This window comes from Agrobacterium sp. P15N1-A, assembly GCF_044626815.1.
GTDB classification, from domain to species: Bacteria; Pseudomonadota; Alphaproteobacteria; order Rhizobiales; family Rhizobiaceae; genus Agrobacterium; species Agrobacterium leguminum.
Window position 1 is genome coordinate 1,484,017 of the sequence record NZ_JBIUPF010000001.1, and the last position, 24,609, is coordinate 1,508,625.

At 59.8% G+C, this 24,609-nt stretch carries 24 protein-coding genes and 1 tRNA gene; 7 read left to right on the forward strand and 18 right to left on the reverse strand.

Going from position 1 to position 24,609, the window contains the following annotated elements:
• The first annotated feature begins 15 nt into the window (after window positions 1-15).
• The 4 genes from ACIK7D_RS07485 (at window position 16) to ACIK7D_RS07500 (ending at window position 3,591) form a co-directional block, all read left to right on the forward strand.
• On the forward strand, window positions 16-1,236 hold the full coding sequence (locus ACIK7D_RS07485) for a phosphopentomutase (protein ID WP_400155972.1): 1,221 nt from the start codon (window positions 16-18) through the stop codon (window positions 1,234-1,236).
• Entirely contained in the window at window positions 1,233-2,210 is a 978-nt protein-coding gene (locus tag ACIK7D_RS07490; protein ID WP_400155973.1) for an adenosine deaminase, read from the forward strand. The genes ACIK7D_RS07485 and ACIK7D_RS07490 overlap by 4 nt, the downstream gene beginning before the upstream one ends.
• 95 nt (window positions 2,211-2,305) lie before the next feature.
• Window positions 2,306-2,935, forward strand: coding sequence for a uracil phosphoribosyltransferase (gene upp, locus ACIK7D_RS07495; protein ID WP_003524359.1), 630 nt, complete (start codon window positions 2,306-2,308; stop codon window positions 2,933-2,935).
• 134 nt (window positions 2,936-3,069) lie between these two features.
• Window positions 3,070-3,591 carry a TIGR02281 family clan AA aspartic protease gene (locus tag ACIK7D_RS07500; protein ID WP_137452527.1) on the forward strand — a complete coding sequence of 174 codons (522 nt, stop codon included), beginning with the start codon at window positions 3,070-3,072 and terminating at the stop codon, window positions 3,589-3,591.
• Here ACIK7D_RS07500 and deoA read toward each other — a convergent pair.
• From deoA to ACIK7D_RS07550, 10 genes are all read right to left on the reverse strand, one after another.
• Window positions 3,584-4,900 (reverse strand): thymidine phosphorylase, encoded by a 1,317-nt coding sequence (deoA, locus tag ACIK7D_RS07505; RefSeq protein WP_400155974.1) that lies wholly within the window; start codon window positions 4,898-4,900, stop codon window positions 3,584-3,586. The two genes, ACIK7D_RS07500 and deoA, sit on opposite strands and share 8 nt — an antisense overlap.
• Complete coding sequence (gene deoC, locus ACIK7D_RS07510; RefSeq protein WP_003524355.1) at window positions 4,897-5,670, reverse strand: deoxyribose-phosphate aldolase; 774 nt, start codon at window positions 5,668-5,670, stop codon at window positions 4,897-4,899. The genes deoA and deoC overlap by 4 nt, the downstream gene beginning before the upstream one ends.
• A 2-nt stretch (window positions 5,671-5,672) precedes the next feature.
• Window positions 5,673-6,473 (reverse strand): purine-nucleoside phosphorylase, encoded by an 801-nt coding sequence (locus tag ACIK7D_RS07515; RefSeq protein WP_127756659.1) that lies wholly within the window; start codon window positions 6,471-6,473, stop codon window positions 5,673-5,675.
• A complete protein-coding gene (locus ACIK7D_RS07520; protein ID WP_162936796.1) occupies window positions 6,473-6,862 on the reverse strand; it encodes a cytidine deaminase in 390 nt (129 codons plus the stop codon). Before ACIK7D_RS07520 ends, ACIK7D_RS07515 begins: the two co-directional genes overlap by 1 nt.
• Before the next feature lie 19 nt (window positions 6,863-6,881).
• Window positions 6,882-7,853, reverse strand: a complete 972-nt coding sequence (locus tag ACIK7D_RS07525) for an ABC transporter permease (RefSeq protein ID WP_080818395.1) — start codon at window positions 7,851-7,853, stop codon at window positions 6,882-6,884.
• 6 nt (window positions 7,854-7,859) lie between these two features.
• Window positions 7,860-8,963, reverse strand: coding sequence for an ABC transporter permease (locus tag ACIK7D_RS07530; protein WP_127756657.1), 1,104 nt, complete (start codon window positions 8,961-8,963; stop codon window positions 7,860-7,862).
• A gap of 7 nt (window positions 8,964-8,970) precedes the next feature.
• Window positions 8,971-10,476 (reverse strand): ABC transporter ATP-binding protein, encoded by a 1,506-nt coding sequence (locus ACIK7D_RS07535; protein ID WP_137004407.1) that lies wholly within the window; start codon window positions 10,474-10,476, stop codon window positions 8,971-8,973.
• Window positions 10,477-10,558: 82 nt separating this feature from the next.
• The gene (locus ACIK7D_RS07540) at window positions 10,559-11,551 is read right to left on the reverse strand and encodes a BMP family protein (protein ID WP_003524348.1); all 993 of its coding nucleotides are present in this window, start codon (window positions 11,549-11,551) and stop codon (window positions 10,559-10,561) included.
• Window positions 11,552-11,765: 214 nt separating this feature from the next.
• Window positions 11,766-12,416, reverse strand: coding sequence for a peptide-methionine (S)-S-oxide reductase MsrA (gene msrA / locus ACIK7D_RS07545; protein WP_020812546.1), 651 nt, complete (start codon window positions 12,414-12,416; stop codon window positions 11,766-11,768).
• Window positions 12,417-12,490: 74 nt separating this feature from the next.
• Window positions 12,491-12,808, reverse strand: coding sequence for a hypothetical protein (locus ACIK7D_RS07550; RefSeq protein ID WP_059758969.1), 318 nt, complete (start codon window positions 12,806-12,808; stop codon window positions 12,491-12,493).
• A 220-nt stretch (window positions 12,809-13,028) separates the two neighbouring features.
• Between ACIK7D_RS07550 and ACIK7D_RS07555 the strand changes: the two genes are divergently transcribed.
• The 3 genes from ACIK7D_RS07555 (at window position 13,029) to dnaJ (ending at window position 16,556) form a co-directional block, all read left to right on the forward strand.
• Window positions 13,029-13,118: transfer RNA gene (locus tag ACIK7D_RS07555), tRNA-Ser, on the forward strand.
• A gap of 309 nt (window positions 13,119-13,427) precedes the next feature.
• Window positions 13,428-15,329 (forward strand): molecular chaperone DnaK, encoded by a 1,902-nt coding sequence (gene dnaK / locus ACIK7D_RS07560; protein ID WP_003524342.1) that lies wholly within the window; start codon window positions 13,428-13,430, stop codon window positions 15,327-15,329.
• 90 nt (window positions 15,330-15,419) lie between these two features.
• Window positions 15,420-16,556, forward strand: a complete 1,137-nt coding sequence (dnaJ, locus tag ACIK7D_RS07565) for a molecular chaperone DnaJ (protein WP_004439156.1) — start codon at window positions 15,420-15,422, stop codon at window positions 16,554-16,556.
• Between the two features lie 68 nt (window positions 16,557-16,624).
• Here the strand turns inward: dnaJ and ACIK7D_RS07570 are convergent, their stop codons facing one another.
• From ACIK7D_RS07570 to rpmF, 8 genes are all read right to left on the reverse strand, one after another.
• Entirely contained in the window at window positions 16,625-17,176 is a 552-nt protein-coding gene (locus ACIK7D_RS07570; protein ID WP_400155975.1) for a DUF924 family protein, read from the reverse strand.
• A 13-nt stretch (window positions 17,177-17,189) separates the two neighbouring features.
• Window positions 17,190-17,402, reverse strand: a complete 213-nt coding sequence (locus ACIK7D_RS07575; protein ID WP_059759493.1) for a SlyX family protein — start codon at window positions 17,400-17,402, stop codon at window positions 17,190-17,192.
• 148 nt (window positions 17,403-17,550) lie between these two features.
• Window positions 17,551-19,056 carry a tripartite tricarboxylate transporter permease gene (locus tag ACIK7D_RS07580; protein WP_059758961.1) on the reverse strand — a complete coding sequence of 502 codons (1,506 nt, stop codon included), beginning with the start codon at window positions 19,054-19,056 and terminating at the stop codon, window positions 17,551-17,553.
• Between the two features lie 9 nt (window positions 19,057-19,065).
• Window positions 19,066-19,527 carry a tripartite tricarboxylate transporter TctB family protein gene (locus ACIK7D_RS07585; RefSeq protein WP_400155976.1) on the reverse strand — a complete coding sequence of 154 codons (462 nt, stop codon included), beginning with the start codon at window positions 19,525-19,527 and terminating at the stop codon, window positions 19,066-19,068.
• Window positions 19,528-19,728: 201 nt separating this feature from the next.
• Entirely contained in the window at window positions 19,729-20,712 is a 984-nt protein-coding gene (locus ACIK7D_RS07590; protein ID WP_003524332.1) for a tripartite tricarboxylate transporter substrate-binding protein, read from the reverse strand.
• 198 nt (window positions 20,713-20,910) lie between these two features.
• Window positions 20,911-22,257 (reverse strand): sigma-54 dependent transcriptional regulator, encoded by a 1,347-nt coding sequence (locus ACIK7D_RS07595; protein WP_059758958.1) that lies wholly within the window; start codon window positions 22,255-22,257, stop codon window positions 20,911-20,913.
• Window positions 22,254-24,056 (reverse strand): ATP-binding protein, encoded by a 1,803-nt coding sequence (locus ACIK7D_RS07600; protein WP_400155977.1) that lies wholly within the window; start codon window positions 24,054-24,056, stop codon window positions 22,254-22,256. Before ACIK7D_RS07600 ends, ACIK7D_RS07595 begins: the two co-directional genes overlap by 4 nt.
• Window positions 24,057-24,243: 187 nt before the next feature.
• Complete coding sequence (rpmF, locus tag ACIK7D_RS07605; RefSeq protein WP_003507205.1) at window positions 24,244-24,429, reverse strand: 50S ribosomal protein L32; 186 nt, start codon at window positions 24,427-24,429, stop codon at window positions 24,244-24,246.
• Between the last annotated feature and the right edge of the window lie 180 nt (window positions 24,430-24,609).

A 24,609-nucleotide genomic window follows, 5' to 3' on the forward strand; every position in this document is an offset into this window, starting at 1 on the left:
TTGTTTCGGTGAGTTATGGCAAGAGCATTTCTTCTCGTTCTGGATTCCTTCGGCGTCGGCGGCGCACCCGATGCGGGGCGCTATGGCGATCTTGGCGCAAACACGCTCGGCCATATCGCGGAATTCTGTGCAGCAGGCGCTGCCGACAAAGCGGGGCTTCGCTCCGGTCCGCTGAAACTGCCGAACATGTGTTCGCTCGGCCTGCTGGAGATCGCGCGGCAGGCAAGCGGCGACATTCCCGCCGGCATGGAACCGCCCGAGCGCATTTTCGGCCTGCACGGTTCCGCCAGCGAAATCTCCAAGGGCAAGGACACACCTTCCGGTCACTGGGAGATCGCCGGTACGCCTGTCACCTTCGACTGGGGATATTTCCCGACGGAAGGCGATGCGTTTTCGCCGGAACTGGTGGAAGCGATCTGCAGGCAAGCCGATATTCCGGGCATTCTCGGCAATCGCCATGCTTCCGGCACCGAGATCATCGCTGCGCTCGGCGAAGAGCATATCAGAACCGGTAAACCGATCTGCTACACCTCATCCGATTCCGTTTTCCAGATCGCCGCGCATGAAACGCATTTCGGTCTGAAGCGGCTCATCTCGCTCTGCGAGGCGGTGCGCAAGCTGCTCGATCCGCTGAACATCGGCCGCGTCATCGCCCGCCCCTTCATCGGCGAGACGGTCGCGACCTTCGAACGCACCGGCAACCGCCGCGATTTCTCCGTTCTGCCGCCGGAGCCGACCCTGCTCGACAGACTTGTGGAGGCCGGCCGAAAAGTGCACGCCATCGGCAAGATCGGCGATATCTACGCTCATCAGGGTGTGACGCGCGTCATCAAGGCAAATGGCAACAGCGCCCTGATGGATGCGACGTTGCAGGCCATCGACGAGGCTGAAAACGGCGATCTCGTCTTCACCAATTTCGTCGATTTCGACATGCTTTACGGCCATCGCCGCGACGTTGCCGGTTACGCCGCCGCCCTTGAGGCCTTCGATGCGCGAATCCCCGAAATCCATCGCAAGATGGCGCCGGGTGACATCGCCCTTCTGACCGCCGATCACGGTTGCGACCCCACCTGGCGGGGCACGGACCATACACGGGAAAGGGTGCCGATCATGGCATTCGGACCGGGAATTCGATCGCGCGATGTCGGCATCCGTTCAAGCTACGCCGATATCGGCGAAAGCATCGCCCACCATCTTGGCATCGAGGCCGGTTCTCACGGCAGGAGCTTCATTTGACATCGCATTTGCTGAAAGCGGAAATTCACTGCCACATCGAAGGTGCGGCACCCCCTGCCCTCGTCGCGAAACAGGCCGAGAAATACGGCATCGACACCAGCGGTTTTCTGCGGGACGGCAAATATGTCTGGTCGGATTTCGCCGAATTCATCCGTTGTTACGATGCGGTGGCGCAGGTGTTCAAGACGGATGAGGACTATGCCATCCTGACTGAGACCTATCTGACCGAACTTGCGCAAGCCAATACGATCTATAGCGAACTGATCATTTCGCCCGATCACGGCGACCGCATCGGGCTTGGCGCCGACGCCTATCTGGCCGGCATTGCCGAAGGCATTCGCATCGCAAGGGAAAAGACGGGGATCGAAACCCGCATCATCGTCACCGGTGAGCGCCACTTCGGCCCGGAACGGGTGATCGCCGCAGCCGAATATGCGGCACGCGCGCAACATCCGCTGGTGACGGGCTTCAACATGGCCGGCGAGGAGCGTATGGGCCGCGTCGCCGATTATGCGCGCGCCTTCGACATCGCCCGCGATGCCGGCCTTGGACTGACAATTCATGCCGGCGAGGTTTGCGGACCGGAAAGCGTTGCCGATGCGCTCGACCTCGTCAAACCGTCCCGCATCGGGCATGGCGTGCGCGCCATCGAAGATGCCGGTCTTATCGCCCGGCTGGCCGAGACGGGAACGGTTCTGGAGGTCTGCCCCGGTTCGAATATCGCGCTCAACGTCTATCCCGATTTTGCCAGCCACCCGCTGAAAGCTCTCAGCGACGCCGGGGTGCGCGTCTGCATCAGTTCCGACGACCCGCCATTCTTCTTTACCTCGCTTGCACGGGAATATGCGCTGGCTGCGGACGAGTTCGGCTTCAGCGATGCCGAGATCGACCGCATGACGCGGACCGCACTGGAATGCGCCTTCGTGGACGAGGCAACACGCGCACGACTGCTTGCGAAACTCGATGGCGCCTGACGCTGCGGTTCGCGGGGTAAAACCGCGAAGAAGGCTTGCGAAAAACGCACTTTCGGTGAATTACAAGGCATAAGATAAAAAGGAAGGCCAGTTTCATGGACGGCGTCACAGTCATCGAACATCCGCTGGTGCGGCACAAACTTACCATCATGCGCAAGAAGGAAACTTCCACGGCCGGCTTCCGCCGCCTGCTCAGGGAAATTTCGACGCTGCTCTGCTATGAAGTGACGCGCGACCTTGAAATGACGATGGAAACCATCGATACACCGCTCGAAACCATCGAGGCCCCCGTGCTCGAAGGCAAGAAGCTGGTTTTCGCCTCCATCCTGCGCGCCGGCAACGGCCTCCTGGAAGGCATGCTCGAGCTCGTGCCTTCGGCGCGTGTTTCCCATATCGGCGTTTATCGCGATCATGACACGCTGGAAGCTGTCGAATATTACTTCAAGGCTCCGGAAAGCCTCGATGCGCGCCTTATCATCGTTGTCGATCCGATGCTGGCAACCGGCAATTCCTCCATCGCCGCCGTTGAGAAGCTGAAGGAGCGCGGTGCGAAGAACATCCGCTTCCTGTGTCTGCTGGCGGCGCCCGAAGGCATCAAGAACTTCCGTGAAGCGCATCCCGATGTGCATATCTACACCGCCGCCATCGACAGCCATCTGAACGAGAAGGGCTATATCGTTCCCGGTCTCGGCGATGCCGGCGACCGCATGTACGGCACCAAATAACGCCGTTCATCATCGCTTAACCGTTTGAGCCATTCGCCGCCCGATAAGCGGCGGATGGCTTTTTCTTTTAAGATTTCAGCATGTTTTGCGTCTATTCTCGGCAAGAATAACCCTGCCCTTTAAGGAGCAACGACTTGCTGGCGCGCGCGATTTTTCTGCTTGTTGGCCTTTCCCTCGGCGCAACGCAAATTCCGGCGCTGGTGGAAAAATTTCAGCCGCGCCCGGAAACAAGCATCGAGAAAGCGGAAGCCAGACCTGAAGCAGCCAAACCGGAGGCCGTCTCCCTTGGCGGCGTCAATCTGAAAGCCGATGCTCGCGGCCACTTCAATGCCACCTTCCGCATCAACGGCAAATCCTTCGACGGCCTTGTCGATACCGGTGCTTCCATGGTCGCCATCAACGAGACGATTGCGCGCCGGCTCGGTTACGGCGTCAACAGCCTCGATTTTAAGTATGCGATTTCAACGGCCAATGGCCAGACCATGGCCGCCTATGTGAAACTCGACCGGGTGGAGATCGGCGCTATCCGGGTTCAGAATGTCGACGCCATGGTGCTGAAAGACAATGCGCTCGGCAACATGCTGATCGGCATGAGCTTCCTGAAACAACTATCGTCTTTCAAGGTATCGGGCGGCGAGATGCGGCTGGTCAGGTGATCCGCTCAAGAACGGGCATACCGATCTCCGGCGCGCTGTCAGCAATTCCATAACAGGCCGCTATCCTTTTCACGGCACGTTCCGCTTCGCCACTGGAAGCGGCGTGGACAATGGCGATTGGCTCGCCTTTTTCCACTTTCGTACCGAGCGGCAGGATATCCGAAATACCGACGGAAGGATCAATCGTGTCCAATGGCTTTCTTCTGCCGCCGCCGAGTTCGACGACAACCATGCCAAGATCGCGCGTGGCGCAGGAGGCGAGCAAACCGCTACGCTCCGCCAGAACCGGGAGAATGACCGGTGCGGATTGCAGATAGCGGGACGGGCGCTCAACGAAATCCGATGGACCGCCGAGTGCCGAAACCATCCCCGCAAAGATTTCCAGCGCCCGGCCGGAGGAGAGCGCAGCCGACGCCAGCGCCTCTCCTTCCGTCAGTGTGGCCGCCTTTTGCGCCTGCACCAGCATTTCCGACGCAAAGGACAGGACCACCTTTTCAAGACGGGTACCAGCCTTGCGACCGGCCAGAAAATCCAGACAATTGACGATTTCGACCGCATTGCCGGCAGCATCGCCAAGCGGCTGGTTCATGTCGGTTATCAACGCCGTTGTCGGCAGGCCTGCACCGTTCGCCACATCGACCAGCGCGCGGGCCAGATTGCGGGCATCCTCGACGCTCTGCATGAAAGCACCGCTGCCGACCTTCACATCCAGAACCAGCGTCTGCAGACCGGCCGCAAGCTTTTTCGACAGGATGGAGGCCGTGATCAGCGGTATGGAATCCACCGTCGCGGTCACATCGCGAATGGCATAGAGGCGTTTATCGGCGGGGGCGAGATCGCCCGTCTGGCCGATGATGGCGCAGCCGACCGTCTTTACCGTCCGGCGAAACAACGCCTCGTCCGGCATGACGTTGTAACCGGGGATCGCTTCCAGCTTGTCCAGCGTGCCGCCGGTATGGCCAAGGCCCCTGCCGGAAATCATCGGCACGGCGAGACCGCAGGCGGCAACAATGGGGGCGAGCATCAGGGAGACATTATCGCCGACGCCGCCGGTGGAATGCTTGTCCGCCACCGGTCTTCCGAGATCGCTCCAGGACAGGACCTCACCGCTGTCGCGCATCGCCAGCGTCAGCGCCACCATTTCATCCCGGTTCATGCCGCGAAAGAACACCGCCATGGCAAAGGCAGCCGCCTGCCCTTCCGAGATGCCGTCTTTCGAAAGCGCCTCTATGAAAGCGGCAATCTCCCGAGACTCAAGTGTCAGGCCATCGCGTTTGCGGCGGATGATTTCCTGCGGGATCAAGCTCAATACCCGCTGGCGGCCTTGGCGGGCTCGCCGCCGGCCAGCACGTTCAGCACATCGTCGAGAACACCCGAAGCGCCGAAACGGAAGGTGGACGGCATGGCCCAGTTGGGCGCCATGATGGTTTCCGCAAGCCTGAGATAAAGCGTGGCGTCCTCCACCGTGCCGATGCCGCCGGCGGGCTTGAAACCCACCTTCTGCCGGCTGTCGCGGATCGCCTGCAACATGATGTCGGCTGCCTCCAGCGTGGCATTGATGGCAACCTTGCCGGTCGAGGTCTTGATGAAATCGGCCCCTTCGGCAATGGCGAGTTCGGATGCGCGACGGATCAGCGCCTTGTCCTTCAACTCGCCGGTTTCAAGAATGACCTTGAGCAGCACGGGTGCAACGCAGGCCTTGCGAACGGCCGCCACCATGGTGGACACCGCCGTTTCATCGCCGGCTATGAATTTGCGATAGGGAATGACGAGATCGATTTCGTCAGCGCCGTCGCGGATCGCCGCCTCGGTTTCCGCAACCACGGTCGCGATGTCGAGATCGCCCGAAGGAAAATTGACGACCGTGGCGATGCGGATAGCATGGTCTTTTCCGAAAGCGGCACGAGCCTGCGCCACGAAGCGCGGCCAGATGCAGATTGCGGCCGTATTGCCGTATTCCGTATGCGCCCGCTGGCACAGAGCGGCGATCTGCTCGGGCGTGCAGTCTTCCTTGAGATTGGTCAGGTCCAGCAAGGACAGGGTGAGGGCAGCCGCTTCGCGCGGACGCTGGAGTTCCATGGTCACGCTCCTCCTGCGATCATTTCCTTCAGAATGGCGGCAAGCCTCTTGCCACCCACGGGAGCCATATCCTTGGTTTCTTCATGGCTCAGTTCTGCGCCGGTCATGCCGGCACCGTAATTGGTAATAACCGATGCGGCGGCAACGCGCATCCCGAAAAAGCGCGCAAGGATGACTTCCGGCACGGTGGACATGCCAACGGCATCCGCCCCCAGCAGCCGCGCCATGCGGATTTCCGCCGGCGTTTCGAAGCTCGGGCCGGAAAACCACATATAGACGCCGCCGAACAAAGGCACTGTGGCGCGGATGGCCGCGTTGCGCATGGCAAGCATCAGATCGGGATCGTAAGCGGTGGTCATGCCGACGAAGCGGCGGTCGCTTTCCTCGCCGATCAGCGGGTTCATGCCGGAATAGTTGATGTGATCGGTGATCTGCATGACCGAGCCGGGCGGCATATCCTGCCTGACCGAACCTGCCGAATTGGTGAGGATGAGCGACTGCACGCCGAGACCGGCCAGCGCCCCGATGATCGCGCGCATCGCGGACGGATCGCCCTTTTCGTAATAATGCACCCGGCCGGAGAGCATCATGACCGGCTCACCGCCAAGATAGCCCGCCACCAGCTCGCCCGCATGGCCGGAAACGCCGCTCGCAGGAAAACCGGGAAGTTCGGCATAGGGCACCCGGATCGGATCGCTGACGTCTTCCACCAGCGAACCGAGGCCCGAACCTAGGACGATGGCAACGCGCGGCATCAGGCCGTTCAGGCGCTCCACCAGAATATCGATCAGCGTATCCGGCATCAGGGCAGCTCTGTCTTGAAGCTGAAGGGCAAAAGCTCTTCCATGGTCATGACCTTCTGCACGCCGGTTTCGTCGCAAAGATAGACTTTCGTCTCCGGCGTGGCGAATTCGGCGATCTTCTGCCGGCAGCCGCCGCAGGGTGGGCAGAGAGCAAGTTTTTCGGCGATAACGGCGATTTCGCTGATCTTCTTCGCCCCACCCATGATCATGGCGCTGATGGCGGAAGGTTCAGCGCACCAGCCCTGCGGGAAGGAAAGATTCTCGATATTGGCGCCCTTGTAAATCTTGCCGTCTTCGGCGCGGATCGCCGCACCGACCGGAAATTTCGAATAGGGCGCATGGGCAAAGGCCATGGCCTCCACCGCTGCCTCGAACAGGGCATGGGACATCGGGTCTCGGGACATGGATTTAGCGCTCCTTCGCATAGGCAACGCCACCCGCCTTGGGGGGCTTGGCGACGCCGATGAAACCGGCAAGCAGGATGCAGGTCAGAATATAGGGCATGGCCTGGAAAATCTGCACCGGCACCTCGCCGATACCCGGCACGGATTTACCCTGCATGAAGTTGGCGAAGGCATCCAGAAAACCGAAGAGCAGGCAGGCGAACATGACCGGCACCGGCTTCCATTTCGCAAAGATCAGCGCCGCAAGCGCGATATAGCCCTTACCGGCCGACATGTTGGCGATGAAGGCCGCCGACTGCGCAACGGCGAGATAGGCGCCCGAAAAACCGCAGAGGAAACCGGCGACGATGACCGCGCGGAAGCGCATCCATGTCACCGAAATGCCGGCCGTATCCACCGCACCCGGGTTTTCACCGACGGCGCGCAGACGCAGGCCGAAACGGGTACGATAAAGCACCCACCAGGACAGCGGCACCGCCAGAAAGGCGAGATAGGTGAGGATATTGTTGCCGGAAATGACATTGGCATAGAGCGGGCCGATGAAGGGCACCTCACGCATCGCATCCGCACCGGGCAGGATGATCGGCGCAAAACGGCCCTCTGCCGGCAATTGCGGCGTGCGGCCGCCCTGCCCGAACCAGGCCTGCCCCAGAACCACCGTCAGGCCGGCGGCGATGAAGTTCAGCGCCACGCCCGACACGATCTGATTGCCGCGATTGGTGATGACGGCAAAACCATGGGTGAGTGAGAAGAGGATCGAGACAGCAATGCCCGCAAGCAGACCGGCCCATGGATTGGCCGTGATATAGGCCACACAGGCGGAGGCGAAGGCCGCCGCCAGCATCTTGCCTTCAAGCCCGATATCGAACACGCCGGCGCGCTCGGAAAAAAGCCCGGCAAGTGCGGTGAAGAGCAGCGGGATGGTGAGGCGGACGGTCGAGCCGAGGATGCTGACCAGCATATCGAAGAAATCCATATCAGCTCACCCCTTTGCCAAACGCTGGTAGATGCGGACGACCGCCGGCCGGTACATATATTCCAGCGCACCGGCGAAGAGGATCACCAGACCCTGAATGACCACAATCATCTCGCGGGTAATGTTCGGCATCTCGAAGGAAAGATCCGCACCGCCCTGATAAAGAATGCCGAACAGCAATGCCGCGAAGATGATGCCGAGCGGATGGCTTCGCCCCATCAGCGACACGGCAATGCCGACGAAACCCGCACCGCCGACGAATTCCACCTGCAGGCGGGCGGAAGCGCCCATGACCGGGTTCAGCGCCATCATGCCCGCCAGACCGCCGGAAATGAGCATGGCGATGATGACCGTTCTCGCATAGGGAATGCCGGCATAGATGGCGGCCGACGGGCTGATGCCGAGCGTGCGCATCTCATAACCCAGCTTGGTGCGCCAGATGAGCACCCAGACGAGGAAACACATGACCAGCGCGATGATGAAGGAGACGTTGAACGGCGCCGGCCCGAGCTTGAGGCCGAACAGCGCCATCAACCAGTCGAGCTTCGGCAATTGCCCGCCCGGCAGAAAGGTGCGTGTTTCCGGCGCCATCTTGCCCGGCACGATCAGCACATTCACCAGCAGATAGACCATCAGCGCAGCCGCGATGAAGTTGAACATGATGGTGGTGATGACGACGTGGCTGCCGCGTTTCGCCTGCAACCATGCCGGAATGAAAGCCCAGGCCGCGCCGAACACCGCAGCGCCGATGACGGCGAAGGGCATCGTCACATACCACGGCACGTAGCGATCAAGCGCCAGCGCCACCAGCGCAGCACCCAGCCCGCCAATATAGGCCTGACCTTCGGAACCGATATTGAACAGGCCGGCATGGAAGGCCACGGCGACGGAGAGGCCGGTGAAGATGAAGCTCGTCGTGTAGAATAGCGTGAAGCCGATGGCGTCGCCACGGCCGAGTGCGCCTTCGATGAGCAGGCGCAGCGCCGCCAGCGGGCTTTCACCGATCGACCAGACAACGAGGCCGGAAATCAGAAAGGCGGTAACGACGTTCAGCAACGGCAGCAGGCCGTAAGTGATCCAGTTTGGCAGGGGTACGGAAGCGGTGCTCATTCATGCCTCATGCGGCGATGCCGGCCATCATCAGGCCCAGCGTCTGTTCTTCGGCTTCCGCCGTTTTTTCTCCAACGACACGGCCGGCGAACATGACCATGATCCGATCCGAAAGGGAACGGATTTCATCGAGTTCGACCGAAACCAGCAAAATCGCCTTTCCGGCGTCGCGCATTTCGATGATGCGGCGATGGATGAATTCGATGGCGCCGATATCCACGCCGCGGGTCGGCTGGCCGATGATCAGCATCTTCGGGTCACGTTCGATTTCGCGCGCAACGACGATCTTCTGCTGATTGCCGCCGGAAAAATTGGCGGTCTTCAGCTGCGGGTTTGGCGGGCGGATATCATATTTCTCGATCTTTTCGACCGCATCCCTGCGGATGGCCTCGGGGTTGAGGAACGGTCCTTTGCCGTATCGCTCATCATGGTGATAACCGAGGATGGAGTTTTCATATTCCTCGAATTTCAAGACCAGCCCCATATGGTGACGGTCTTCCGGAATATGCGCGAGGCCGAGCCTGCGCAGAATGGCCGGATCGGGGCGGTCCACCTTCTGGCCATCCACCCATATCTCGCCCGAATAGGGCTTGCGGATGCCAGCGATGGCTTCGAGCAGCTCCGACTGGCCATTGCCCGCCACGCCGGCAATGCCGACGATTTCACCGGCACGGACATCGAGCGAGACATCATCCACCATGGTGACGCCGCGACTGTCCTTGACAGTCAGATTGCGGATGGAGAGCAGAACATCGCCGGGCGTCGTCTCGCCCTTTTCCACCCTGAGCAGCACGCGGCGGCCAACCATCAGTTCGGCCAGTTCCTCGACGCTGGTTTCGGAGGTCTTGCGGGTGGCGACCATTTCACCGCGGCGCATGACGGAGACGGAATCCGTGATCGCCATGATTTCGCGCAGCTTATGGGTGATGAGGATAACGGTCTTGCCCTGCTCGCGCAGGACGCCGAGTATCTTGAAAAGGTGATCGGCCTCGGCCGGCGTCAGAACGCCGGTCGGCTCATCGAGGATCAGGATTTCGGCACCACGATACATGGCTTTGAGGATTTCGACGCGCTGCTGCAGACCGACAGGCAGTTCTTCGATCACCGCATCCGGATCGACTTCCAGACCGTAATCGTCCTCGAGGCGCTGCAACTCCTTGCGGGCCGCCGCCCGGCCCTTGGCGAGCGATGCGCCGCCTTCCGCGCCGAGCATGACGTTTTCCAGCACGGTGAAATTTTCCACCAGCATGAAGTGCTGATGCACCATGCCGATGCCGGCATTGATGGCCGTCTGGCTGTCACGGATCGCGACGGGCGTGCCATTCACCCGGATTTCACCGGCGTCCGCCTGGTAAAAGCCGTAGAGGATCGACATCAGGGTCGATTTCCCGGCACCGTTTTCCCCGATGATGCCGTGGATGGTGCCCTTGGCGACAGTCAGATTGATATTCTTGTTGGCGTGAACGGCACCGAATTTCTTGTCGATGCCCACCAGTTCGATTGCAGGGTCCATACTCAAACCGAAACCTCTCCGAAGGCTGGATATGAAAAGGGCGCAAGATGAAAAACATCATGCGCCCCCGTTACATATCATATCATTTCGGGCAGGAATTATCCGCCATATAGTCATGAACCTTGACGGCGCCGGAGATGATATCGGCCTTCGCCTTGTCCACGGCGGCGGTCATTTCCGGCGTGATGAGGGCCTTGTTGTTGTCGTCGACCGCGTAGGCGACGCCATCTTCCTTGACGCCGAGCGCAACGATGCCGGGGGTGAACTTGTCGTCCTTGGCATCCTTGTAGGCATTGTAGACGGCCAGATCGACGCGCTTGACCATCGAGGTCAGAACCGAACCCGGATGCAGGTGGTTCTGGTTGGAATCGACGCCGATCGAGAACTTCTTGTTGTCGGCGGCAGTCTGCAGCACGCCGATACCGGTCGCGCCGGCTGCCGCGTAAATCACGTCCGCACCCTGGTCGATCTGGTTCTTGGTGAGTTCGCCGCCGCGCACCGGATCGTTCCAGGCCGCACCGGTGGTGCCGGTCATGTTCTGGAAGACTTCGATCTTGTCGTTGGCAGCCTTTGCGCCCTGTGCATAACCACAGGCGAACTTACGGATCAGCGGAATATCCATGCCGCCGATGAAGCCGACCTTGCCGGTCTTGGAGGCCATGCCGGCCAGCAGACCGACGAGATAGGAGCCTTCGTGCTCCTTGTAGACGACGGAGCGGACATTCGGCAGTTCGACGACGGAATCGACGATGACGAACTTGGTGTCGGGGAATTCGGCTGCGACCTTTTCCATGGCCGAGGTCCAGGCGAAGGAAACGGCAACGACCGGGTTGAAGCCCTTGCTCGCAAAGTTGCGGATGGCCTGTTCGCCCTGCGTGTCGCTGGTCGGCTCGAAATCGCGGAACTCGATGCCCGTTTCTGCCTTGAACTTTTCAGCGCCGGCCGCAGCGGCTTCGTTGAACGATTTGTCGAACTTGCCGCCCGTGCCATAGACCAGCGCCGGCTTGATATCGGCGGCGAGCGCGGAAGCCGACATTGCGGCGAGCGCAAAAAGCGTCAGAAGGGATTTTTTCATTGTGCAGCCCTGTTGTTGCAATTGATATTATAAGGGTCCTCCCGCAATCCCGTTGACCGGGAATGTCTGCGGAACCGCCAGCCGTTTTCCCGGCTGTGCTTGCCTCATATCCTTGCATGGCTCAATGAAAAATTCATCCGGTTTTTTTGACCCGGTGGAAAAACTTTATTCTGGCGCTTTTTTGGTCTTTCCACCGGGGCGACCTGCAAAAAATCTAGTCGATATTGCAGCTTACGCCGGTTCCCCTCAGGCCGCAGTAGCCGCCCGGGTTCTTGGCAAGATATTGCTGATGGTAGTCTTCAGCGTAATAAAACTTTTCAAGCGGCCCGATCTCGGTGGTGATGGCGCTGCCATGGCCAGCCTCGTCCAAAGCCTGTTGAAAAGCATCGCTCGCCTTCTGCGCCTGTTGCAACTGGCCTTCCGTCGTCGCGTAAATGGCGGAACGATAGGTCGTGCCGACATCGTTGCCTTGCCGCATCCCTTGAGTCGGATCGTGCTCCTCGAAGAATATCTTCAGCAGACCCGAGAGCGAGATCACGGCCGGATCGTAAACAACCTTGACCACTTCGGCGTGGCCCGTCTGGCCCGTCGTCGTCTCCTGATAGGTGGGGTTGCGGGTGAAGCCGCCGGCATAACCCACCGCCGTCACCCAGACGCCCGGCGTTTTCCAGAACAAGCGTTCCGCACCCCAGAAGCAGCCCATGCCCAGATAGATGGTTTCAAGTCCGTCAGGATAAGGCCCCTTCAAGGGCCGGCCATTGACGAAATGGGCTTCCGGTACCGCAAGCGCCTCTTCACGGCCGGGCAAGGCGGTTTCTTCGGTCGGCATCGTCGTTTTTTTTGAAAGCGTATCGAACAGGAACATTCGGTCCTCCATGCGGCCAGTTCCGCCGCTTCTCATGGTTCACGTCTGCGGGCGCCCAATTCGACAGATACAAGTCAGGCCGATAAACGCCTCATCGCCTTGTGTTTCCTGTAACCCGCCATCCAGCAGAGCAGGGAAAGCGCCAGGGAAACGGCAAATGCGGGCACCGCCGACAGGGCATTTTCAATGAAGCGCCACGCTTCAGGGTGAATATAGTGAGCCATGGCCGCTTCCACCATGGTACGGGAAGCAGGAAGAAGATAGTTCCAGACGGACAGGATGCCGGTGATGTTGACCGAGGATGTGGAAACCGAGCGGATCGAATCGAGCACACCCAGAAAAACCGCCGCAACGAGGAAAAGAAAGCTCAAAAACCGCAAAAAAGCTTTCATCGGGGACACCTCGCTTACGATCTGCCGGTCAGACAGCCATATTTTGAAATCTATAATGCATCGATAAAGGCGGGAAAACCGGTTTGCAATCGCATCGGAACACAGGAAATTGCCGACATTTCAAAAAACTGTCAGATTCGTGTTGATCCCTGCGAATTCATCGGTATATATCGCGCCGTTCCAGTGATTTGCATTCTTCAAAACATGCAGATTTGAAAAAGGACAGGTGGCCGAGTGGTTTAAGGCGCACGCCTGGAACGCGTGTGTGCGTGAAAGCGTACCGTGGGTTCGAATCCCACCCTGTCCGCCATTTCACCCCACCCCGATGCCGTTAAAAGCAAGCCTCACCGGTTCGCCCGCCGCGATGTCGAACGGCGGCGCCGTGCAGCACACAAGCCGCGTTTTCCCGCTTCCGCAAGCCGTGATGGCTATGCTTCTGCACAGACAGGGGTTTCTTGCGCTTTTTTGCTGCGCTTCCCCCTCTCTTGCGCCTTGCAGCAGGAAAAATCGCTCCTTATATACGCCGCAGAACTGCAGCAAATACTGCAAATCCAAGTCAAGGAGCTGCCACAAGAATGCCTCACGGGGTTCCGACAGCTCGCTTCAAGGAGAGAAGAGCATGGCAAAAGTAATCGGTATCGACCTTGGCACGACCAATTCCTGCGTTGCAGTGATGGACGGCAAGGACACGAAAGTAATTGAAAATGCGGAAGGCGCGCGCACCACGCCGTCCATGGTGGCATTTTCCGACGATGGCGAACGCCTTGTCGGCCAGCCGGCAAAGCGCCAGGCGGTCACCAACCCGACCAACACCCTGTTTGCGGTCAAGCGTCTTATCGGCCGCCGTTATGAAGACCCGACCGTCGAAAAGGACAAGGCCCTCGTTCCCTTCGAAATCGTCAAGGGTGACAATGGCGACGCATGGGTGAAGGCGCAGGACAAGCCTTATTCCCCTTCGCAGATTTCCGCGATGATCCTTCAGAAGATGAAGGAAACGGCTGAATCCTATCTCGGCGAAAAGGTCGAGAAGGCCGTTATCACGGTTCCTGCCTACTTCAACGACGCCCAGCGTCAGGCAACCAAGGATGCCGGCCGCATCGCCGGTCTGGACGTCCTGCGCATCATCAACGAGCCGACTGCGGCAGCGCTCGCTTATGGCCTCGACAAGAAGGACGGCAAGACCATCGCCGTTTACGACCTTGGCGGCGGCACCTTCGATATTTCCGTTCTGGAAATCGGCGACGGCGTCTTCGAAGTGAAGTCAACCAATGGCGACACCTTCCTTGGTGGTGAAGACTTCGACATGCGTCTGGTCGAATATCTGGCCGGCGAGTTCAAGAAGGATCAGGGCATCGACCTTAAGAACGACAAGCTCGCCCTGCAGCGCCTCAAGGAAGCTGCCGAAAAGGCGAAGATCGAACTTTCGTCCTCGCAGCAGACCGAAATCAACCTGCCGTTCATCACGGCCGATGCTTCCGGTCCGAAGCACCTGACGCTGAAGCTGACCCGCGCCAAGTTCGAAAGCCTGGTGGACGATCTGGTGCAGCGCACCGTCGCACCGTGCAAGGCAGCGCTGAAGGATGCCGGCGTTTCCGCTTCCGAGATCGATGAAGTCGTTCTCGTCGGTGGCATGAGCCGCATGCCGAAGGTGCAGGAAGTCGTCAAGCAGCTGTTCGGCAAGGAGCCGCACAAGGGCGTGAACCCGGATGAAGTGGTCGCCATGGGCGCCGCCATCCAGGCCGGCGTTCTGCAGGGCGACGTCAAGGACGTTCTGCTGCTCGACGTGACCCCGCTGTCGCTCGGCATCGAAACGCTGGGTGGCGTCTTCACCCGTCTGATCGATCGCAACACGACGATCCCGACCAAGAAGAGCCAGACCTTCTCGACCGCCGAAGACAACCAGTCGGCCGTGACCATCCGCGTCTCGCAGGGTGAGCGCGAAATGGCGCAGGACAACAAGCTGCTTGGCCAGTTCGACCTCGTCGGCCTGCCGCCGGCACCGCGTGGCGTTCCGCAGATCGAAGTGACCTTCGATATCGACGCCAACGGCATCGTGCAGGTTTCGGCGAAAGACAAGGGCACCGGCAAGGAACAGCAGATCCGAATCCAGGCTTCCGGCGGTCTCTCCGACGCCGACATCGAGAAGATGGTGAAGGACGCCGAAGCCAATGCCGAGGCCGACAAGAAGCGTCGTGCGGGTGTGGAAGCCAAGAACCAGGCCGAAAGCCTCATCCACTCCACCGAGAAGTCGGTGAAGGAATATGGCGACAAGGTTTCCGAGACCGACCGCAAGGCTATCGAAGACGCCATTGCCAGCCTGAAGACCGCCGTCGAAGCCGCTGAGCCGGATGCAGACGACATTCAGGCCAAGACCCAGACCCTCATGGAAGTTTCCATGAAGCTCGGTCAGGCCATCTACGAAGCGCAGCAGGCCGAGGCCGGCGATGCTTCCGCAGAAGGCAAGGACGACGTCGTCGACGCCGACTATGAGGAAATCAAGGACGACAAGAAGTCCGCTTAATCGCGTGACTTCCCGTCTCCTGAAAACATATGCAAGACATCCGGCTGCCGACGTGCAGCCGGAAATCCATTTGCGGGGCTTGTTAACTTAATGGCGAAAGCAGACTTTTACGAAACACTTGGCGTCAGCAAGACCGCGGACGAAAAAGAGCTGAAAAGCGCCTTCCGCAAACTCGCGATGAAATACCATCCGGACAAGAACCCGGACGATGCCGATTCCGAACGGAAGTTCAAGGAAATCAACGAAGCCTATGAAACGCTGAAGGATCCGCAGAAGCGCGCGGCCTATGACCGTTTCGGCCATGCGGCCTTTGAAAATGGCGGCATGGGCGGCGGTGGCGGCTTTGGCGGCGGCGGTTTCGCCAATGGCGGCTTCTCGGATATTTTCGAAGACATCTTCGGCGAGATGATGGGCGGCGGCCGTGCGCGCCGCTCTTCCGGCGGACGCGAGCGCGGGGCCGACCTTCGCTACAATATGGAAATCACGCTGGAAGAGGCCTTCACCGGCAAGACGGCGCAGATCAGGGTTCCCACCTCGATCACCTGCGATGTCTGTTCCGGCTCGGGTGCAAAGCCCGGCACGCAGCCGAAGACCTGCGCCACCTGTCAGGGTTCCGGCCGCGTGCGCGCGGCACAGGGCTTCTTCTCGGTGGAACGCACGTGCCCCACCTGCCATGGTCGCGGGCAGACGATCTCCGATCCCTGCGGCAAGTGCCACGGTCAGGGCCGTGTAACCGAAGAGCGTTCGCTTTCCGTCAACATTCCCTCGGGCATCGAGGACGGCACCCGCATTCGCCTGCAGGGCGAAGGCGAGGCCGGCATGCGTGGCGGTCCGGCGGGCGATCTCTATATCTTCCTGTCCGTGCGTCCGCATGAATTCTTCCAGCGCGACGGCGCCGACCTTTATTGCACCGTGCCGATCTCCATGACGACGGCGGCACTTGGCGGCACTTTCGATGTTACCACGCTCGACGGCACCAAATCGCGCGTTACGGTTCCGGAAGGCACCCAACCGGGCAAGCAGTTCCGTCTGAAGGGTAAGGGCATGCCGGTTCTGCGTTCGGCGCAGACGGGCGACCTCTATATCCAGATCCAGATCGAAACGCCGCAGAAACTCAGCAAGCGTCAGCGCGAGCTGTTGCAGGAGTTCGAGCAACTCTCCTCCAAGGAGAACAATCCGGAATCAACGGGCTTCTTCGCCCGGATGAAGGAATTTTTCGACGGCTGATTTGTCGCCGCTCCCATGCTTTTAGAACGCCGCCGCCCTTCGGGACTGGCGGCGTTTTCGTTTTTGGCTCAACCGGAAAAGCCGCCTTCCTCCAGATAGTGCCGTTCCTCTGGTGTCGTTTCCCGCAGCAATATGTCGTTACGATGCGGAAAGCGGCCGAAACGCTCGACGATATCGCGATGTTCTTCGGCGTGGTGAAGATAAAGCCCACCAAGCGGCTGGTTCAAGACGCAGGCGCGCTGCTGGGCCTTGATATCCTCCGCATGGGAAAAGGGCAGATAGAAGAAAACGCGCAAATCCTCGCCCACCGCCTGATCGTGGCCACGGCGGATGGCCTCGTCGGCAAACAGCCGCGCCAATGGATCGGTTGCATACATGTGAGCGGTGCCACGAAAGCAGTTGCGCGGAAACTGATCCAGCAGAAGCATCAGCGCGAGACTGCTTTCCGCGCCCTCCAGCCACTTGTCCAATTCGCGTCTTGCGGCTGCAAAATGGGCATCGCGGAAACGGTCGTGAAAGTGGTTGTCGAAGGCGGCATCCTTGTCGAACCATTTGTCCGGTCCGGCCTTCTTCCAGAAATCGACGATATCGGCGGCCAGCGCGGCGGTGTCGTTTTTCATTGGCTCTTCCCTGTCAATAATGCGGCGGTCGAGTAATCGCGGGCGCGTCCAGCGATTGCTCCTCCAGGCTCAGGAACCTCTCCGTCAGGCGGTCGAGCTTGGCGCGGGTCTGCTCCACCACCTTCCACTGTTCCGCCAGCTGATCGGACAGCTCCTCTATCACCTTGGCCTGATGCGCGGCCGTCTCCTCGAGCGCGATGATCCGTTTTTCGGTTTCCGACGTCATATCGACCTCTCTTTCCAGCCCTTCCTTGGGCCTAAAAGCTCCCGAGTCAACCATATGTCGCTTTGGTGAAGCGAATTCGTCATGGCGATCCAGAAACGGAAAACGCCGGCGATGTTTCCATCGCCGGCATCCGAGTCTTTGGCATTCCTCAGTCTTCTTCTACGAAAACCTCTTCACGCTTCTTCTTCACGCTGGGCAGGAAGACGACGATCAGCACGGCCAGAGCAATGAATAGCAGGGTGGCGCTGATCGGCCGGGTGACGAAAGTGGTCGGATCGCCGCGCGACAGGATCATGGCGCGGCGCAGGTTCTCCTCCAGCAGCGGCCCAAGCACAAAGCCCAGGAGCAGCGGCGCCGGCTCGCAGCGCAGTTTCACCAGCACGTAACCGATGAAGCCGAAGAAGGCGACGGCATAGAGATCGAAGACGTTGGAATTGACGCTGTAGACCCCGATGGCGCAGAAGGCCATGATGATGGGGAACAGCACATAATAGGGCACCGTCAGCAGCTTCACCCACAGACCGATCAGCGGCAGGTTCAGGATGACGAGCATCAGGTTGCCGATCCACATGGAGGCGATGATGCCCCAGAACAGCGCCGGCTGTTCGGTCGCGACGTTCGGACCCGGCACGATACCCTGAATGATCATCGCACCGATCATCAGCGCCATCACCGGATTGGCGGGAATGCCGAGCGTGAGCAACGGGATGAAGGAGGTCTGGGCGCCTGCATTGTTGGCGGATTCCGGACCGGCCACGCCGGCAACCGCGCCATGCCCGAATTCTTCCGGGTTCTTGGAGACGCGTTTTTCCACCGTATAGGACGCGAAGGCCGCAAGGATCGCGCCGCCGCCCGGAAGAATGCCGAGAGCGGAACCAATGACCGTGCCGCGCAGCACCGGCGCGATCATTTTCCTGAAATCCTCCCGTGTCGGCATCAGCCCGCTGACCTTGGCGATCAGCACCGAACGGGTGCGCTCGTTTTCGAGGTTGCGCAGAATTTCGGCAATACCGAAGACGCCGACGGCCACGGCCACGAAGTTCAGACCATCGGCATATTCGCGAATGCCGAGGGTAAAACGTGGCGTACCGCTATAGATATCGGTGCCGACCAAACCCAGCAGCAGGCCCAGCACGACCATGGCCAGCGCCTTGACGATGGAGCCATGGGCAAGCGCAATGGATGAAACGAGGCCGACGACCATCAGCGAGAAATATTCTGCCGCGCCGAATTCCAGCGCAATTGCGGTCAGAGGCGGAGCGAAGATTGCCACGAGGAACGTGGAAACCGTGCCGGCAAAGAACGAGCCGATGGCGGCGATGGCGAGTGCAGCGCCCGCCTTGCCCTTGCGCGCCATCTGGTAACCATCGATAGCCGTGACGGCAGAGGACGATTCGCCGGGCATGTTGATCAGGATGGCGGTGGTCGAACCGCCATATTGCGCGCCATAATAAATGCCGGCGAGCATGATCAGCGACGAGACGGGCTCGAGCTGGAAGGTAATCGGCAGCAGCATGGCGATGGTCGCCGTCGCGCCGATGCCGGGCAGCACACCGATCAGGGTGCCGAGCAGCACGCCGATCAGGCAGAAGAACAGGTTTGCCAGCGAAGATGCCGTGACGAAACCGAGAGCGAGATTATCAAGCAAATCCATCACGGCACCTCAAAATTTAAGCCAGGGGCCGAAGCGCTGGAACGGCAGGCCGAGACCGTAGTTGAAAACAGCGACGGAAAAGACCGTGATGGCCGCAGAAAGAATGACTGCCATGAACGGGTTCATCTTGTGCGAGGCAAAGGCTGCGATGAGGGCGCTGAAAAAAAGCGCCGGCACGAAACCGAGGCCCCGGACAGTGAGGCCGAAGAAGATCGGCGCGGGCAGAATGAAAAATATCCCCCGCCAGGCAATGGCCCCGACAGCCTCACCCTCTACGCGCGTGGACCGCAGGAATATCACCCCACCGAGCAGAACCAGAATGATCGCCAAAACGAGCGGGAAATAGCCCGGCCCCATCCGAAAGGCGGTCCCGATCTCCAGCCCAAAGGACTGCAGCGCAAAAAACGCGCCAAGCCCGATAAAAATTGTCCCGCAGATTGCTTCGGCAGGATCAATGAAAAACGACTTCATGAAAGATGCCCCTCCACTGCGGCCGGCAACATGCCGCTCCGCATTCAGAGCGCCGTGCATTCTTCCGAACGCACCAAGGACGCTCTAGCCTCCTAAGACAGCGCATCGTGCCTGCAAAAATCGGGATCGAGTTTTGCGCCGATGCGGTAAATCCATGGCAAAAAGCCGGCGACAGAGTGCCGCCGGCAATTGTTTTGACCATCAGTCGGCATATTGGCCGGCAGCCTCGATCACCGGCTTCCAGCGCGCGATTTCGCTTTCCAGCTTGGCCTTCAGCGCCGCAGGCGTGGCATCGCTTTCCGACGAGGGCGTGGTGCCGAGTTCGGCAAAACGAGCCGCGACATTCTTGTCCTTCAGCGCGACCTGCAGCGACTTGGAGAGCTTTTCGTTGATTTCCGCAGGCGTGCCCTTCGGCGTATAGATGCCGTGCCAGATACCCACTTCGAGCTTCGGCAGGCCCGCTTCGACAACCGTCGGCACATCCGGCAGCACGTCCAGCCGCTTGGCCGTGGTCACGGCATAGGCTTTCACTGTTCCGCCCTGAATCTGTTTGGTGGTGTTGGTGGTCTGGTCGCACATGATGTCAACCTGGCCGCCAAGCAGATCGGTCATGGCCGGACCGGTGCCCTTATAGGGAACGGTGACGAGCGGGGTTTCGATGGCGCTCATGAACAGCATGCCGCAAAGATGCGAGGCAGCGCCGATGCCGGCATTAGCGACGGTGACCTTGTCCTTGTTCGCCTTGGCGTATTCGATCAGACCTTTCAGATCCGTCGTCTCGAGGTTCTTGCGCGACAGGATGGTCATCGGCACTTCGGTGACCAGACCGACATATTCGAAGGCGTTCAGCGTGTCATAGGCAAGCTTGCGGTAAAGCGTGGCGCTTGTCGCCATGCCGATATGGTGAAGAAGAACGGTGTAGCCGTCCGGATCGGACGATGCCACACGACCGGCACCCAGCGTGCCGCCTGCGCCGCCGACATTTTCGACGATGATCTGCTGGCCGAGATCCTTCGACATGGATTCAGCGACAAGACGCGCGACCGTATCCGTCGGGCCGCCAGCGGCAAAGGGCACGACCATGGTGATGTTGCGCTCGGGATAGTTCTGAGCGGATGCGGACAGCGCAAAAAGGGAAACGGCAGCGGCGGCAGCAAGGCCGGTGACTGTCTTCAGTATTTTCATCGATTCCTCCCGGATGAAAATGTTTCGCCACTTCAGCCGCGCATGCTCCTCCATGGCGACCGGGGTGAGATATTTGCGATCCGGGATCGCCGTTCAGCAATGGCGGTCTCGTTGTGAGGTGCGCTTTTATTGCTATCCTGAACAGCAATGGGTGGATTTCTACCCATAGGGGCTCATCCATGGGTGGGAATCCACCCATCAGACCTCGGTCATGTGCCGGTGCAGCCCGTATTTCTGCATTTTTTCGTAGAGCGTTTTGCGCGAAATGCCGAGATTCTCATAGACGGATTTCAGATTTCCGCCGTGTGCGGCGATTGCATGTGCGATCAGGCTTTTTTCATAAGCCGCGACCCGTGCGGAAAGGGCCGCTTTTCCGTCATCCTGAAACGGCAGCGAGGCTTCGGAAACATCACTTTCCAGACCGAGAACGAAGCGGTCCGCGGCATTGCGCAATTCACGCACATTGCCTGGCCACTCGCGCAGGGAGACGGCCGAAAGCAGACTTTGCGGCACCTCCATGTCTTCCCGCCCGTAACGGGCAGCGGCTTCCCGCACGAGATGCAGGAAAAGTAGCGGTATATCTGCGCTGCGCTGCGAGAGCGATGGCACGAGAAGTGTCGCCACGTTGAGCCGATAAAGAAGATCGGCACGGAACCGGCCAGCTGCGACCTCCTGTTCCAGATCGACCTTGCTGGTGGCGATGAAACGGACATCGAGTTCGACCGTTTCATTCGAGCCGAGACGGGTAATCACCCGTTCCTGCAAGACACGCAGGAATCGGCCCTGCAATTCGAAGGGCATGGAGCCGATCTCATCCAGCAAAATGGTGCCGCCGCGAGCATGTTCGAACTTGCCGTAGCGCGGGCGCAGCGCTCCGGGAAACGCACCGGCCTCATGGCCGAATAGTTCACTTTCAATCAGTGTCTGCGGAAGGGCGGCGCAATTGATCGCAACGAAGGGCCGGTTGGCTCTGGCGCTGATATCGTGCAGCGCCCGCGCCACCACCTCCTTGCCCGCGCCCGTGTCCCCGACGATCAGCGTATCGGCGTCCGTCGCACCGATGGCGCGGATACGATACCGCAGATCGACCATGATCTGGGTTCTGCCGGGCAGACGCGTTTCGAGATCGTCATGCTTGCCCGCTACCGCCTTGAGGCGGCGGTTTTCCAGCACCAGAGCCCGCCGGTCATTCGCTCTTTTGATGATGCCGGCGAGATATTGCGGCGTAAACGGCTTCTCGATGAAATCATAGGCGCCATTGCGCATGGCGTTGACCGCGAGCTGCACATCGCCATGCCCGGTCATCAGGATGACGGGTATTTCAGGATCGAGCTCCCGCACCTTCTGCAGCAGCGTCATGCCATCCATGCCGGGCATCCTGATATCGCTGACCACGACACCGTCGAAGCTGTAGCCGATGAGTTCGAGCGCATGTTCTGCGCTTGCCAGCATGGTGACGGCAAAGCCGGAAAGCTCCAGCGCCTGCGCGGTGGAAAAGCGCAGTTCTTCCTCGTCATCGATCAACAGAACCCGTGACATGGTCATTCCGCAGCCGCCTCCACGCGCCAGGCGGCGGCTGGCAATTCGATCTCGAACTCAGCCCCGCCCTCTTCCTGGTTCCTGACGCGGAGCTGGCCGCCAAAATCCTTGATGATATTATAGGAAATGGACAGGCCAAGACCGAGGCCGCGCCCCACGCCCTTGGTGGTGAAGAAGGGATCGAAAATGCGTTCTGAAATTGCCGCCGGCACGCCCGGACCGCGATCACGAATGAAAATCGACACCGACTGGCCATGCTGCACGGCCCGCAGCGCAATGCGGCGATCCTCGCGCCCCTCCACCGCATCGGCAGCATTGGAGATGATGTTGACAAGCACCTGCTGCAGGCGCACCGGGCCGGCCTTCACGGCAAGCGGCACCCGACCGAGATCCACATCCAGCACCGCATCCGCGGCCTTCAGCCGCGCACCGACGATTTCGAGCGTATCGCGAAGGACGGTTTCCAGACTTACCGCGGCCATTTTTTCATTGGGCTTGCGGGCGAAATTCCGGAGATGCTTGCTGATGGAGGCCATACGGTCGATAAGGCCCGAAATGCGCCTGAGGTTTTCCGTCACCTCCTCCAGCCGTCCCCGCTCCACGAGAAGCGAGGCGTTTTCGGCGTAGTTCTTGGCGGCTGCGAGCGGCTGGTTGAACTCATGCGACAACGCCGCCGACATCTGCCCGAGCGCTGCGAGCTTACCCGCCTGCACCAGATCGTTCTGCATCTTGCGCAACTGTTTTTCCGTCTGGCGGCGCTCGGCGATTTCGTGTTCGATCTCCTGATTGACCCGCGCCAGATCGGCCGTGCGCTCCTCCACCCGGCGTTCCAGCTCCGCCTGCGCCTCCGCCTGATGGGTCAGGCGCTCCCGCAGACGCCGCCGCCTTTGCAGCATGGCGGCGATGAGGGCGGCAGCAAGACACAGGCAGAGGATGATGGCTATCATCGCCGTCTTCACCTGCGTTCGGAGCGAACCCGTGTCCATCAGCACGCTGACTGTCCAGCCCGCGTCCGGCATCGGCTGCGACAGGACCATATATTCCCTTTCACCGTCATCCTGGCTGATCGTCATCAGCTGATGCGAACCGAAGTTGCCGTTTTTCAGGGGCAATTCCTTAAGGGTGGCATTGGCGTAGCGGCGGGAAGTCTCCGTTCGCGCCAGCCTTTCGGGCGTCAGCGGCATCAGGCCGGAATATAGCCATTGCGGCGTTCCGGTCATGAAGATGATGCCTTCCGGGTCCGATACCAGAATTCGGTTCTCGCCATCGCCGAATGACGCTTCTATGCCTTCAATATCGACCTTGAAGACGATGACGCCCTTGATCTCCTCGTTGAAGAGAATGGGCGCTGAAAAATAATAGCCACGCTTGTGGGAGGTGGTGCCAAGCGCGAAGAAGCGTGACTGGAAGCCTTTGGCGGCATCCTGAAAATAAGGACGGTAGCTGAAATTCTCACCGACGAAACTTGTGGGACCATCATAGTTGCTGGCGGCGATGGTCTCCCCGTCCAGCGTGATGATGTAGATATCGGAGGATTCCAGCAGGGTGTTGATGGATTTGAGGTAGACATTGGCGCGCTGGCGCAGTTCGGCATCCTTGGGATGTGCGACCAGCTCCTCAATGTCGTCGTGATCGGCAATCAGGGCCGGCAGAGGCTCGTAACGGTTCAAAAGTCCACCGAGCGCAGAGACGGCCAGCCGCAGCGTCGTGCGGCCCTGCTCGGACATTTCGCCGAAATAGCTTTCCGCTATGATGCCGCCACCTCTGGTCACGGCACCGTAACCGAGGCCGAGGCTGAGAAGCATCAATAAAATCCAGCGATATTTCACCGAAGCTCCCCTCCTGTTGCAGGCATCGAAACCTGCTCTCCCTGAAAGAGTGTAGGAGGAGTGACCGAATTTTCCAAGTGAGCGGAAAAGGCAGGTGGACGGTCCCGAAAACAAAAAACCGGCCACAAGGACCGGTTTTTTGCAAAGATGATTTCAGAAAAGCTTATGCGCTTTCCTTCGGCGTCAGAACCTGACGGCCGCGATACATACCGGTCTTCAGATCGATATGGTGCGGACGGCGCAGTTCGCCGGAGTTCTTGTCTTCAACGTAGGTCGCAGACTTGAGACCGTCAGCCGAGCGGCGCATACCGCGCTTGGACGGGCTTGTTTTTCTTTTTGGTACAGCCATTTTTGTTACTCCACTTAAGCGGCGAAACAACGGAACCGGCCAGAACCAAAGGCCGAATGTCGGATGTCTCGATATCGGAAATTTGGCGCGCTTATACATGCCCAAACGGGCTTTGACCAGCCCTGACGCACATTTTTTCCGATTCAACGGAATGAGCGTGGCAAGCCACCCTCAGGCATC